Genomic DNA, 13059 nt, shown 5'->3' with positions numbered 1-13059 from the left:
TCCAGCCCCGCCGGCGTTTGAGGCGCAGGGGTCCGGGGGCTGGCCCCCGGCAGCGGCGCGGCAGACGCTCATCCAGCCCCGCCGGCGTTTGAGGCGCAGGGGTCCGGGGGCTGGCCCCCGGCAGCGGCGCGGCAGACGCTCATCCAGCCCCGCCGGCGTTTGAGGCGCGGGGCTCGGTCAGGTGCCCGGCGGGGTGTTGGCCGGGGTCTCCGTCGGGGTCGCGGTCGGGGACGTCGGCGGGGTCGTGGCCGTCTCCGTCGGCGTCGGGGGGGTCGGGTCCTGCGTCGGCGGGGTCGAGGACGGCTTGGTCGGGGGCTTCGAGGACGGCTTGCGCGACGGGGTCGTACGCGACGACGGGGTCGCGGACGGCGTCAGCGACGGCTCCTCCGGCGTACCCGACTCCGAGGCGGACGCAGACGCGGACGCGCCCGGATCCGGTGCAGGATCGTTCCCGCTGGTCCCCGGCACCACCGGCGGCGTCGGGGTCGTGGATATCCCCGGCCCCTGCGCCGGCGGCGTGGAGGGGTCCGAGGAGCCCATCGCCAGCGCCACCACCGTGCCGAGCACGGCGACCGTCACCGCGCCCGCCCCCGCCAGCAGGACCGTCTTGCGGCGCGGGAACGGCCGGGGCTGCGGTTCCGGCGTCCGCTCCACCCGCGGGGGCTGCGGAGTCAGCGGGAACGCGTCCTCGAACACCTCCGCCAGCGTCGCCGGCACGGCAACCCGCGCCGTGGCCGGGGCCACCACCGGAACCACCGTCGTCACCGCCTCCGAGGCCGAGGCCGACGCGGCAGCGACCGGCGCCGGGCTCGGCTTCGACACGGCCGGCGCAGCTGCCGGCGCGGCCACCGGCGCCTCCAGCCGCAGCGGAGGCGACACCTCCACCCCCGCCGCCTCGCGGTCGGCGACCAGCGCCAGCGCCCTCCTCCCGGCCACGGTCCCCCGCTTGTCGGCCAGCGCGCCCTTGAGCCCGATCGAAGCCTCCAGCTCCGCGCGCGCCCGGTCGAGCCGCCCCTCGCACAGCGCGAGGACGCCCAGCTCGTGGTGGAAGTAGGCCTGTTCCGCGACCTCCCCGGCCTTGCGCGCGGCCTCGGCGCCCGAGCGCAGCACCCGCTCCCACGCCTCCCAGTGCAGCGAGGCCGCGAACGCCGGGGCCGCCGTCCGCGCCAGCAGTACGGCCGCCACCACATCGGCGCCGGCCAGCGCCGCGAGCACCGCGTCCGCCTCGGCCGCGACCCGCCCGGGGGTCACCGAGGTGTGGCCGGTCCACCACGCGTAGTGCCGGGCGGCCGTACGGGCCTCCTCGGCCGCCGTGTCCCCGTACCCGGCCTCGTCCAGCTGTCGCGCGACCCCGGCGGCCAGCCGGTAGCGCGTCCCGACGGGGGTCAGGAGCCCGCAGTCGAGCAGCTCCCCCACCGCGGTGTCGGCGTGCGTGTCCCCGACCAGCGCCGGCAGGTGCGCGTGGTGCGGCAGTTCTCCGCCGAGCGCGCACGCGATCCGCAGCGCCGCCCGCGCGGACTCACTGACCCGGGAGGCCAGCAGTTCGGCCGGGGCCGCGCCCTCGGCCAGCGTGGGCAGCGGTACGAAGGCGGCATCGCGCGGCCGCTCCTCGAAGACGCCGGGCTCCTCGTCCTCGTCCTCGTCGGTCCTGCGGTTGAGCTCGTCGCGCTGCCGCAGCAGCGCGGCGGCCTGTACGAAGCGCAGCGGCAGCCCCTCGGAGGCGAACCGCAGGTCCTCCGCCCAGGCCGTCTCCGCGTCCGTGAGCGCCCGCCCGACGCCCGCCTCCAGCAGGGCCGTGCAGTCGGCGCGCGCGAGACCGCCGAGGAAGACCTCCTCCAGGTGCGAGTCGTCGGAGGGGGCCCGGGTGTCGGGGGTGGCCGCGAGCAGGTAGGCGCATTCCGGCGTGGCCCGCAGCAGCTCGTCGAGCGCGGGACCGCCCATGTCGAGGTCGTCCAACAGGACGATGGCACCGATCTCCCTTACGCGCGCGAGGAGTTCGGCGCGGTCGGGCCGCCCGGTGGTCTCGTGGACGGCCGCGTACAGCGCGTGGAGCAATTCGCCGGGCTGCTGGTGCCCGTACGCGGAGAGCCGTACCACCCCGTCGGGCGCCAGGTTCCCGCACTCGGCCGCGACCGCGTCGAGCAGCGTCGTACGCCCGGACCCGGCGGGACCCGTGAGGCGTACGGAGCGGCCGCGCGCGAGCAGCCGTACGAGCCGCTCGCGCTCCTCGTCGCGCCCCAGCGGCAGCCGCGCCACGGCGGCGGTGCCCACGGGCAGCGGCGGGACGGGGGGCCGGGCGGCGGCTTCGCGGGCAGCTCGGTCGGCGGACGTGCGCTTGGCGGGGCGGCCGGTTGCGGCTCCCGGGCGGTGCGGCTCGATCTCGCTGCCGTCGACGGGGTTCACGGTGAGGGTGAAGTCACCGGCGGTCAGCGTGACCACCCGTGCGGGCTGCTCCGCCGGATCCGTCGGCACCTGTGTGTGGTCCATGACTCAGTCCCCCGATCGCGCGCGCGTCGTCGCCGTCGTTCCGCCCGGCCTTCGCACACGCCGCTCTCGCTACTGGTCCGGTTTCCGCCCGAACCCTAGACCGTGGCCGGGCGCGCCGGAACCGCTGGGGGCCTTCACGACCGGAACGTTACGTTTCCGCAGGAAACCGGTCGCGGGTTCACACGCGCGGGAGGGACTCCGCTTCCAGGCCGCCCTCGATCGCGAGGATCCGGTGCAGCCGGGTGGCGACGAGCAGTCGCTGCATCTGCGGGGGCACCCCGCGCAGGACGAGTCGGCGGCCGGTCCGGCCCGCGCGCCGGTGCGCGCCCATGATCACGCCGAGGCCGGTCGCGTCCCAGGAGTCGAGCCCGGTGAGGTCCAGCACGAGGTCGCCGTGACCGTCGTCGAGGGCGGTGTGCAGGGCCGTACGGGCGTCCGCCGCGCTGCGCACGTCGAGGCGGCCCCCGACAGCGAGTTCGGCGTGGTCGCCCCTGATGTGCATGTGTGCTCCCGGCGGTACTGCGTACGTTTGGTCCGACTGGTCCGTGGTCGGCAACTCTCACTGCAACTGACTGCCTCGGGGGCAGGGAAGTTGCCGACCGTGAGCGAACCGATACCTAATTCACCCGGAGGGGTGCGGGCATTCGAACAGCGGCACGCCGCGGGCCCTGGACTGGCAGGGCATCCGCGGCGCCCCTCGCGCCCTCAGTGCTTGTAGAAACCCTGCCCGCTCTTGCGACCGAGGTCGCCGGCGTCCACCATCCGGCGCATCAGCTCCGGCGGCGCGAACTTCTCGTCCTGCGATTCCGTGTAGATGTTGCTGGTGGCGTGCAGCAGGATGTCGACGCCGGTGAGGTCGGCGGTGGCCAGCGGCCCCATGGCGTGCCCGAAGCCGAGCTTGCAGGCGATGTCGATGTCCTCGGCCGAGGCCACGCCCGATTCGTACAGCTTGGCGGCCTCGACGACCAGCGCGGAGATCAGACGGGTCGTCACGAAGCCGGCGACATCGCGGTTGACGACGATGCAGGTCTTGCCGACGGACTCGGCGAACGCGCGCGTGGTGGCGAGGGTTTCGTCGCTCGTCTTGTAGCCGCGCACCAGCTCGCACAGCTGCATCATCGGGACGGGCGAGAAGAAGTGCGCGCCGACGACCCGCTCGGGGCGCTTCGTCACGGCCGCGATCTTGGTGATCGGGATGGCGGAGGTGTTGGAGGCGAGGACCGTGTCCTCGCGCACCAGCTCGTCCAGCGTGCGGAAGATGTCGTGCTTGACGTCGAGCTTCTCGAAGACGGCCTCGACGACGATGTCGACGTCGGCGACCGCGTCGAAGTCGGTCGTCGTGGTGATCCGGGCGAGGGCCGCCTCGGCGTCCTCGGCGGTCATCCTGCCCTTGGAGACGAACTTGTCGTACGAGGCCTTGATCCCGTCGGTGCCCCGGGTCAGGGCGGCGTCGGTGACATCGCGCAGGACGACGTCCCAGCCCGCCTGAGCGGAGACCTGAGCGATCCCGGAACCCATCAGCCCGGCACCGATGACGGCAAGCTTCCCAGCCACTGCACACCCCATGTTCTTCATACGGCCCAGCTCGACAAGGCCGTCTCATGGCCTCTCCGGCGGAGACTAGCGTCAGTGAGGGGCGGTGTGACCGCGAAGTAACACGCGTCACGTCTCAGATGACGGACATCACACTGATACGGCCCAGCAGTGCGCCGGAGGCCCGCAGTTGGCCCGCACTACGCTGGCGGCATGGTGAACCTCACGCGCATCTACACCCGCACCGGCGACAAGGGCACGACCGCCCTGGGCGACATGAGCCGTACGCAGAAGACCGACCTGCGCATCTCCGCGTACGCCGACGCCAACGAGGCGAACGCGGCCATCGGGACGGCGATCGCCCTCGGCTCGCTGCCGCAGGAGGTCGTGAAAGTCCTGGTCCGTGTGCAGAACGACCTGTTCGACGTCGGCGCCGACCTGTGCACCCCGGTGGTGGAGAAGCCGGAGTACCCGCCGCTGCGCGTCGAGCAGTTCTACATCGACAAGCTGGAGGCCGACTGCGACGCCTTCAACGAGCAGTTGGAGAAGCTGCGCAGCTTCATCCTGCCCGGAGGCACCCCCGGCGCTGCCCTGCTCCACCAGGCCTGCACGGTGGTCCGGCGCGCGGAGCGCTCGACGTGGGCGGCGCTGGAGGTGCACGGCGAGGTGATGAACCCGCTCACGGCCACCTACCTGAACCGCCTCTCCGACCTCCTGTTCATCCTGGCGCGTACGGCCAACAAGGAGGTCGGGGACGTGCTCTGGGTGCCCGGCGGCGACCGCTAGGCGGCGCCGGCGCCAGGACGCGTCGGCACTACGACGCGTCGGCGCCCACCGGGGCCTTCTTCGGCCAGATCGTGTAGCCGACGGCGATCAGGGCGTGGATGCCGACCACCCGCAGGGCGGCGAACTGCCAGCCCTGGAGGGAGGAGACGTCGCCCGCGTCGCCGACGTACCAGACGGCGATCTGGAGCAGGCAGATCGCGACCGCCGCGGCGAGGACGGTCCGGATCCACAGCTTCCACTCGTGGGCGGCGCGCGCCTTGCCGTACCCGGGGCCGGCCGGCTTCGGGCCGCCGGCCAGCCGGTGGGCGGCGTGGCCGTCGAGCCACTTCACGGTGTAGTGGCCGAAGGCCACGGTGTAGCCGATGTACAGGGCCGCGAGTCCGTGCTTCCAGTCCGGCGCGGCGCCGTTCTTGAGGTCGAGCGTGGTGACGACCAGCAGGACGAGTTCGAGCATCGGCTCGCACAGCAGCAGCGCCGCCCCCGCCCTGGGCATCTTCGCGACGTAGCGCAGCGTCAGCCCGGCGGCCAGTAGCACCCAGAAGCCGACCTCGCAGGCGATGATCAGTGCGACGATCACGGGACTCTCCGTTCAATCAGGTCTTGCGTTCCCCCGGTTCCCTCCCAGGCTCCCGCCCGATCCGGCCCGGTTCGTCGTCCGCCGTGACGAAAGGCGGCTGCATCCTTCGATGTAGTCGGACTCCGTCCGGGTGTGGAGGCCCCGCGCCGTCCCACCGTGTTGGATGGGACCGTGACCCCGAAGCTCCCGCGGCCCCACCGCGACGACGTCCTGCTCGCCGTGGTCAGCGTGCTCGCGGGCCTGCTGCTGTGGTCGCTCGGGGTGCACAGCAACGGCAGCCGGCACTTCTTCCCCGACTGGGCCGCCCTGGTCCCGCTGGTGACCCTCGGGGCGCTGGAGCTCGTACGCCGGTCCGCGCCCCGGGTGACCCTGTCCGTCGGCACCCTCGGGCTCATCGCCGACCAGTTCACGGTGGGAAATCTGGCCACCGTCCTGATCTTCACGGACCTGATGTACGCGGCCGTGGTCTACGGCAAACCCGCCATGGCCCGCCGGCTCCCCGTGACCACCGGCCTGATCAGCATCGCCGTCACGATCGGCGCCGTGAGCTGGCTGCGCACCCCGCAGGCCCTGCTGATCGGCGTGATCACGGGCCTCATCAGCTTCGGCCCGGCCCTGACCGGCGCCACCCTGCGCAACCACCGCGAGGCCGCCGTCGCCGCCCGGCTGCGCGCCGATCAGACCGCGCTTCTGGCCGAGATGGACCGGGCGCAGGCGGTGGTCGCCGAGCGGGCCCGGATGGCCCGGGAGCTGCACGACATGGTGGCCAACCATCTGTCCGCCATCGCCATCCACTCCACCGCCGCGCTCTCCATCGACTCCCCCGCGACGAGCCGCGAGGCGCTCGGGGTGATCCGGGAGAACAGCGTTCAGGGTCTGGCTGAAATGCGCCGTCTGATCGGACTACTGCGCGAGGCGGGCGCCGAGCAGGAGGCGGTGGCCGTGCCCTCGCTCGACGCTCTGGACGCCCTGCTCCGCCAAGCCCGTACGAACGGCTCCGCGAGCGGGCTGGACTTCGTACTCCACGACGAGCGGCCCCCCGGCCGGCCGCTGCCCACCCCGGTGGAGCTGGCGGCGTACCGGATCGCGCAGGAGTCGCTGACCAACGCCCTCAAGCACGCGACTCCCGGCACGGTCACGGTCCGGGTGACCCGCGGCCCCGGCGCGGGAGGCGGGGTGCTGACCGTGCAGGTGGACTCCCCGTACGGGGAGCGCCCCGGCCCCCGCGCGCCCGGCTCCGGGTCCGGGCTGATCGGCATGCGGGAGCGGACGGAGCTGCTCGGCGGGGAGTTCTTCGCGGGCCCGGCCGGCCCCGCGCAATCGGTGTGGCGGGTGCGGGCGGCGCTGCCCGCGGAGGAGAAGGCGGTACGCGAATGACGATCCGGGTCGTGGTGGCGGAGGACCAGAACGCGGTACGGGCCGGACTGGTGCTGATCCTGCGCAGCGCGGGCGACATCGAGGTGGCGGGCGAGGCGGCGGACGGCGAGGAGGCGGTGCGCCTGGCCCGGGAGCTGCGGCCGGACCTGGTCCTCATGGACGTGCAGATGCCGCGGCTGGACGGGGTCTCGGCTACCCGCCAGGTGGTCGCGGAGGGGCTGGCGGACGTCCTGGTGCTGACCACCTTCGACCTGGACGAGTACGTCTTCGGCGCCCTGCGCGCGGGCGCTGCCGGCTTCCTGCTGAAGAACGCGGACGCGGCGGAGCTGATCGCGGCGGTACGGACCGTCGCGCGGGGGGAGGGCCTGATCGCCCCGGCGGTGACCCGGCGGCTGATCGCCGAGTTCGCGGCCCCGCGCACGGCCGTACGGGCGCCCGTGCCCGAGGGGACGGCCGCGGCGGTGGCCTCGCTGACCCCGCGCGAGCGGGAGGTGCTGGGCTGCCTGGGCGAGGGGCTGGCGAACGCGGAGATCGCGGTGCGCCTGGAGATGGCGGAGGCGACGGTGAAGACGCACGTCAGCAGGCTGCTGGCGAAGCTGGAGCTGCGCAGCCGGGTGCAGGCGGCGGTGCTTGCGCAGGAACTCGGCCTCTAGGCAAGGACGTTGAGGGCTGCTGGAACCGTACTGGGGCCGCTTTCGCCCGGAGGTCTGGACCTCTTGACGCTTGGTCCAGACCTTTCTACGCTCACCGCAACACTGTGGTGAGCGTGCCATGACAAAGCGTGCTCACGAGCGGCGCAGGTCCCACCCCCATGTCGCAGTCGGCCCCACGGCCGCGACGGACCTACGGAGGAGCACCCTTGAGCACAGCACCCCCACGACGCGTACGACTGTTCCGAAGAGTGGCCGCGGCCGTGGCCTGCCTGTCCCTGCCCATCGCCGGGCTGGTGGCCCTCGCCGGACCCGCCGAGGCCGCCGCTTCGGCGACCGCGACCTACACCAAGGTGTCCGACTGGGGCTCCGGCTTCGAGGGCAAGTGGACGGTGAAGAACACCGGCACCACCACCCTCACCAGCTGGACGGTGGAGTGGGACTACCCGGCCGGCACCTCGGTCACCTCGGCCTGGGACGCCACCGTCACCAGCTCGGGCACCCACTGGACGGGCAAGAACGTCGGCTGGAACGGCACCCTCTCCCCCGGGGCCAGCATCAGCTTCGGCTTCAACGGCACCGGCCCGGGCGCCCCCAGCGGCTGCAAGGTCAACGGCGGCGCCTGCGACGGCACCACCCAGCCCGGGGACAACCCGCCCTCCGCCCCCGGCAACCTCGCCGCGAGCAACGTCAGCGAGACCGGCCTGACCCTTTCCTGGTCGGCGGCCACCGATGACAAGGGCATCAAGAACTACGACGTCTACCGCGGCGGCGCCAAGATCGCGACCGTCACCGGCACCAGCTACGGCGACTCCGGCCTGACCAAGGGCACGACGTACGCCTACTCGGTCACCGCCCGCGACACCATCGACCAGACCGGTCCCGCCGCCACCCTGTCGGTCACCACCCCCGGCGGCACCACGCCCCCGGACCCGGGCGGCAAGGTCAAGCTCGGCTACTTCACCGAGTGGGGCGTCTACGGCCGCAATTACCACGTGAAGAACCTGGTCACCTCCGGCTCCGCCGCGAAGATCACCCACATCAACTACGCCTTCGGCAACGTCACGGGCGGCAAGTGCACCATCGGTGACGCGTACGCCGACTACGACAAGGCCTACACCGCCGACCAGAGCGTCGACGGCGTCGCGGACAACTGGGACCAGCCGCTGCGCGGCAACTTCAACCAGCTGCGCAAGCTGAAGGCGAAGTACCCGCACATCAAGATCCTGTGGTCCTTCGGCGGCTGGACCTGGTCCGGCGGCTTCGGCCAGGCCGCGGCGAACCCGGCCGCCTTCGCCGACTCCTGCTACAGCCTGGTCGAGGACCCGCGCTGGGCCGACGTGTTCGACGGCGTCGACATCGACTGGGAGTACCCCAACGCCTGCGGCCTGTCCTGCGACACCAGCGGCGCCGCCTCCTTCAAGAACCTGATGTCCGCACTGCGCACCAAGTTCGGCGGCTCCAACCTCGTCACCGCCGCGATCTCCGCCGACGGCTCCAACGGCGGCAAGCTCGACCTCGCCGACTACGCGGGCGCCGCGCAGTCCGTCGACTTCTACAACGTCATGACGTACGACTTCTTCGGCGCGTGGGACGCCAAGGGCCCGACCGCCCCGCACTCCCCGCTCACCTCGTACGCCGGCATCCCGATCGCCGGCTTCAACTCCGAGGCCGCCATCACCAAGCTCAAGGGCAAGGGCATCCCCGGCTCCAAGCTCAACCTCGGCATCGGCTTCTACGGCCGCGGCTGGACGGGCGTCACCCAGGCGACCCCCGGCGGCACCGCTACCGGACCGGCGGCCGGCACGTACGAGCAGGGCATCGAGGACTACAAGGTGCTCAAGAACAGCTGCCCCTCCACCGGCACCGTCGCCGGCACGGCCTACGCCAAGTGCGGCAGCAACTGGTGGAGCTACGACACCCCCGCCACGATCGCCGGGAAGATGACCTGGGCCAAGCAGCAGGGCCTCAAGGGCGCCTTCTTCTGGGAGTTCAGCGGCGACACCACCAACGGTGAGCTGGCGAACGCGATCCACACCGGGCTCCAGTAAGGACCGAAGCCGGGGAGACGGGTCCGCCCCCGTCTCCCCGGCTTCTTCCTTTTGACGCACCACTCGCACGGCTCGGCCCCCGGGGGCCTCCCCGGCTTCGCGCCGCTGCGCCGGACTCCGTCCGGCGGGGACGATCCGGCCCGCCGGCCTCAGGCCACGTTCACCCGCTGGCCGGGAGGCGCCGCCTCCAGCCAGGCCAGGAATCCGGTCAGCGCGTCCTCGCTCATCGCCAGCTCCAGGCGGGTCCCCCGGTGGGAACAGCCGAGCACGACGGCGTCGGACAGCAGCGCGAGCTCCTCCTCGCCCTCGGGGGCCCGGCGTGCGAGCACCTCGATGGCGGAGCGCTCCAGCACCCGGCGCGGCCGCGGCGAGTACGAGAACACGCGGAACCACTCGATCCGGTCGCCTCCGTAGCGAGCGACCCCGTAGACCCAGCCCTTGCCGGAGATGTCGGGCTCCTCGGCCACGCCCCAGCGCAGGCTGCAGTCGAAGGTCCCACCGGAACGCTGGATCAGCCTGCGGCGCAGCCCGAAGACAAAGAGCCCGATCACCACCAGGGCTACGACCAGGCCGCTCACAAGCAGAGCGAGGAGCATCTTCACCGACCTCCTCGCTCATCGAATGCGAAAAACGGACCTGCATCGCCTCAGCCGCGACCCGCTCCGGAAAATTCCGGAACGGACCGCGGCTGAGGTATCAAACCTGTTCGGTACGGGGCTCAGTGCCCCGTGACCGCGCGCAGCCGGACATCGGCGCGACGCTCGGCGGCCGCATCGGCCTCCGACTTCGCGCGCTCCAGTGCCCGCTCCGCCCGCTGGACGTCAATCTCGTCCGCGAGCTCGGCGATCTCGGCCAGCAGGGACAGCTTGTTGTCCGCGAACGAGATGAATCCGCCGTGCACCGCGGCGACGACAGTGCCGCCCTCGCTGGTACGGATGGTCACCGGGCCCGATTCCAGCACACCGAGAAGCGGCTGGTGACCGGGCATGACGCCGATGTCGCCGGACGTGGTGCGGGCGACAACAAGGGTGGCCTCGCCGGACCAGACATTGCGGTCCGCCGCGACCAGCTCGACGTGCAGCTCAGCAGCCAAGGTGGCTCCTCGGGTCACCACCCGGCGGTTCAGCCGGGTGTTGGGTCAAATTCTAATGGGCGTGGGGAGAGGGACGGGACACACCCGCCCCTCTCCGTGGTCCTGCGAACCGGATGCGCTCCGAGGAGCGCGCCGGATCAGGAGACGCCCAGCTCCTTGGCGTTGGCCTTCAGGTCCTCGATGCCACCGCACAGGAAGAACGCCTGCTCGGGGAAGTGGTCGTAGTCACCGTCGCAGATCGCGTTGAACGCGGTGATCGACTCGTCGAGCGGAACGTCCGAACCGTCCACGCCGGTGAACTGCTTGGCGACGTGGGTGTTCTGCGACAGGAAGCGCTCGACACGACGGGCACGGTGGACAACGAGCTTGTCCTCCTCGCCCAGCTCGTCGATACCGAGGATCGCGATGATGTCCTGGAGGTCCTTGTACTTCTGCAGGATCCCCTTGACGCGCATCGCCGTGGCGTAGTGGTCCGCCGCGATGTACCGCGGGTCGAGGATGCGGGACGTCGAGTCCAGCGGGTCCACGGCCGGGTAGATGCCCTTCTCGGAGATCGGACGGGAAAGAACCGTCGTCGCGTCGAGGTGGGCGAAGGTGGTGGCCGGCGCCGGGTCGGTCAGGTCGTCCGCGGGGACGTAGATCGCCTGCATCGAGGTGATCGAGTGACCGCGGGTCGAGGTGATGCGCTCCTGCAGCAGACCCATCTCGTCAGCCAGGTTCGGCTGGTAACCCACTGCGGACGGCATGCGGCCGAGCAGCGTGGAGACCTCGGAACCGGCCTGGGTGTAACGGAAGATGTTGTCGATGAAGAAGAGCACGTCCTGCTTCTGCACATCGCGGAAGTACTCCGCCATGGTCAGACCGGCAAGCGCGACGCGAAGACGGGTGCCCGGGGGCTCGTCCATCTGGCCGAAGACAAGCGCCGTCTTGTCGATGACGCCCGAGTCGGCCATTTCCTCGATGAGGTCGTTGCCCTCACGGGTACGCTCACCGACGCCCGCGAAGACCGACACACCGTCGTGGTTGTTGGCGACGCGGTAGATCATTTCCTGGATCAGAACGGTCTTGCCGACACCGGCACCACCGAACAGACCGATCTTTCCACCCTTGACGTACGGGGTGAGAAGGTCGATGACCTTGACGCCGGTCTCGAACATCTCGGTCTTCGACTCGAGCTCGTCGAAGCGAGGGGCCTTGCGGTGGATCGGCCAGCGCTCGGTGACGTTGGCGTTCTCCTCCGGGTAGTTCAGCACCTCACCGAGGGTGTTGAACACCTTGCCCTTGGTGAAGTCACCGACGGGGACGGTGATGCCCTCGCCCGTGTCGGTCACCGGGGCCTGGCGGACCAGACCGTCGGTGGGCTGCATGGAGATGGTGCGGACCAGGCCGTCACCCAGGTGCTGGGCGACCTCAAGGGTCAGCGTCTTCAGCGCGCCGTCCTCGGCCGGGTCGGAGACCTGGACCTTCAGCGCGTTGTAGATGTCGGGCATGGCGTCGACGGGGAACTCCACGTCGACGACCGGGCCGATGACCCGGGCGACGCGGCCCGTGGCGGCGGCCGTCTCAACAGTGGTCGTCATTACTTGTCACTCCCCGCGGTCGCGTCTGCCATGGCGCTGGCGCCACCGACGATCTCGCTGATTTCCTGGGTGATTTCGGCCTGGCGGGCCGCGTTGGCAAGCCGGGAGAGGCTCTTGATGAGATCCCCGGCGTTGTCGGTCGCCGACTTCATCGCGCGGCGGCGGGCAGCGTGCTCGGAAGCAGCGGCCTGCAGCAGTGCGTTGTAGATGCGGCTCTCGACGTAGCGCGGCAGCAGGGCGTCGAGGACGTCCTCCGCCGACGGCTCGAAGTCGAACAGCGGAAGGATCTCGCCCTTCGTACCGCTCTCCTCCGCAGCCTGGTCGAGGCTGAGCGGCAGCATCCGGCCGTCCACCGCGTTCTGCGTCATCATCGACACGAATTCCGTGTAGACGATGTGCAGCTCGTCGACGCCGCCCTCGGCCGTTTCCGTCTGGATGGCCTCGATCAGCGGTCCCGCGACGCGCTTGGCATCGGCGTAGGCCGGGCTGTCGGTGAAGCCGGTCCACGAATCCGCGACCTTGCGCTCGCGGAAGCCGTAGTAGGCGACACCCTTACGGCCGACGATGTACGTGTCGACCTCCTTGCCCTCGCCGCGAAGCCGCTCGGTGAGCCGCTCCGCCTGCTTGATGGCGTTCGAGGAGTAGCCGCCGGCCAGACCGCGGTCGCTCGTGATGAGCACGATCGCGGCCCGGGTCGGCGCCTCGACCTCGGTGGTCAGGGCGTGCTTGGTGTTCGAGCCGGTCGCCACCGCGGTCACCGCACGGGTGAGCTCGGTCGCGTACGGCATCGATGCCGCCACCTTGCGCTGCGCCTTGACGATGCGCGAGGCGGCGATCATCTCCATCGCCTTGGTGATCTTCTTGGTCGCCGTGATGGCACGGATGCGACGCTTGTAGACCCGGAGCTGCGCTCCCATGAGTCAGG

12 protein-coding genes are annotated in these 13059 nt (G+C 71.3%); 4 read left to right on the top strand and 8 right to left on the bottom strand.

Annotated elements, in window-relative coordinates:
* Window positions 1-177 precede the first annotated feature (177 nt).
* The 3 genes from ACZ7GJ_RS04965 to ACZ7GJ_RS04955 form a co-directional block, all read right to left on the bottom strand.
* Window positions 178-2487: an ATP-binding protein gene (locus ACZ7GJ_RS04965; RefSeq protein WP_470749461.1), complete on the bottom strand. Its 2310-nt coding sequence runs from the start codon at window positions 2485-2487 to the stop codon at window positions 178-180.
* 178 nt (window positions 2488-2665) lie between these two features.
* Window positions 2666-2989: an STAS domain-containing protein gene (locus ACZ7GJ_RS04960; protein ID WP_030153791.1), complete on the bottom strand. Its 324-nt coding sequence runs from the start codon at window positions 2987-2989 to the stop codon at window positions 2666-2668.
* Window positions 2990-3192: 203 nt separating this feature from the next.
* Window positions 3193-4041 carry a 3-hydroxyacyl-CoA dehydrogenase family protein gene (locus tag ACZ7GJ_RS04955; protein ID WP_365922339.1) on the bottom strand — a complete coding sequence of 283 codons (849 nt, stop codon included), beginning with the start codon at window positions 4039-4041 and terminating at the stop codon, window positions 3193-3195.
* Between the two features lie 192 nt (window positions 4042-4233).
* On the opposite strand from ACZ7GJ_RS04955, the gene ACZ7GJ_RS04950 reads away from it, so the two are divergent.
* A complete protein-coding gene (locus ACZ7GJ_RS04950; protein ID WP_470749458.1) occupies window positions 4234-4806 on the top strand; it encodes a cob(I)yrinic acid a,c-diamide adenosyltransferase in 573 nt (190 codons plus the stop codon).
* 28 nt (window positions 4807-4834) lie between these two features.
* On the opposite strand, the gene ACZ7GJ_RS04945 is transcribed toward ACZ7GJ_RS04950, so the two are convergent.
* Window positions 4835-5383 (bottom strand): hypothetical protein, encoded by a 549-nt coding sequence (locus tag ACZ7GJ_RS04945; RefSeq protein WP_470749456.1) that lies wholly within the window; start codon window positions 5381-5383, stop codon window positions 4835-4837.
* A gap of 171 nt (window positions 5384-5554) precedes the next feature.
* On the opposite strand from ACZ7GJ_RS04945, the gene ACZ7GJ_RS04940 reads away from it, so the two are divergent.
* The 3 genes from ACZ7GJ_RS04940 to ACZ7GJ_RS04930 all read left to right on the top strand — a co-directional run bounded on the left by ACZ7GJ_RS04940 (window position 5555) and on the right by ACZ7GJ_RS04930 (window position 9461).
* Window positions 5555-6760, top strand: coding sequence for a sensor histidine kinase (locus ACZ7GJ_RS04940; RefSeq protein ID WP_470749454.1), 1206 nt, complete (start codon window positions 5555-5557; stop codon window positions 6758-6760).
* Window positions 6757-7413 carry a response regulator gene (locus ACZ7GJ_RS04935; protein ID WP_470749452.1) on the top strand — a complete coding sequence of 219 codons (657 nt, stop codon included), beginning with the start codon at window positions 6757-6759 and terminating at the stop codon, window positions 7411-7413. The genes ACZ7GJ_RS04940 and ACZ7GJ_RS04935 overlap by 4 nt, the downstream gene beginning before the upstream one ends.
* Before the next feature lie 158 nt (window positions 7414-7571).
* Window positions 7572-9461 (top strand): glycosyl hydrolase family 18 protein, encoded by a 1890-nt coding sequence (locus tag ACZ7GJ_RS04930; protein ID WP_470749450.1) that lies wholly within the window; start codon window positions 7572-7574, stop codon window positions 9459-9461.
* A gap of 149 nt (window positions 9462-9610) precedes the next feature.
* Here the strand turns inward: ACZ7GJ_RS04930 and ACZ7GJ_RS04925 are convergent, their stop codons facing one another.
* From ACZ7GJ_RS04925 to ACZ7GJ_RS04910, 4 genes are all read right to left on the bottom strand, one after another.
* Window positions 9611-10057 (bottom strand): DUF2550 domain-containing protein, encoded by a 447-nt coding sequence (locus ACZ7GJ_RS04925; protein ID WP_365922327.1) that lies wholly within the window; start codon window positions 10055-10057, stop codon window positions 9611-9613.
* Window positions 10058-10179: 122 nt separating this feature from the next.
* Window positions 10180-10554, bottom strand: coding sequence for a F0F1 ATP synthase subunit epsilon (locus ACZ7GJ_RS04920; RefSeq protein WP_280916174.1), 375 nt, complete (start codon window positions 10552-10554; stop codon window positions 10180-10182).
* Window positions 10555-10691: 137 nt separating this feature from the next.
* Window positions 10692-12134: a F0F1 ATP synthase subunit beta gene (atpD, locus tag ACZ7GJ_RS04915; protein ID WP_470749447.1), complete on the bottom strand. Its 1443-nt coding sequence runs from the start codon at window positions 12132-12134 to the stop codon at window positions 10692-10694.
* Window positions 12134-13051: a F0F1 ATP synthase subunit gamma gene (locus ACZ7GJ_RS04910; RefSeq protein ID WP_365922323.1), complete on the bottom strand. Its 918-nt coding sequence runs from the start codon at window positions 13049-13051 to the stop codon at window positions 12134-12136. The genes atpD and ACZ7GJ_RS04910 overlap by 1 nt, the downstream gene beginning before the upstream one ends.
* Between the last annotated feature and the right edge of the window lie 8 nt (window positions 13052-13059).

It is taken from the genome of Streptomyces sp. NPDC037242 (assembly GCF_055604165.1).
This window is presented reverse-complemented; position numbering and strand designations above follow the sequence as displayed.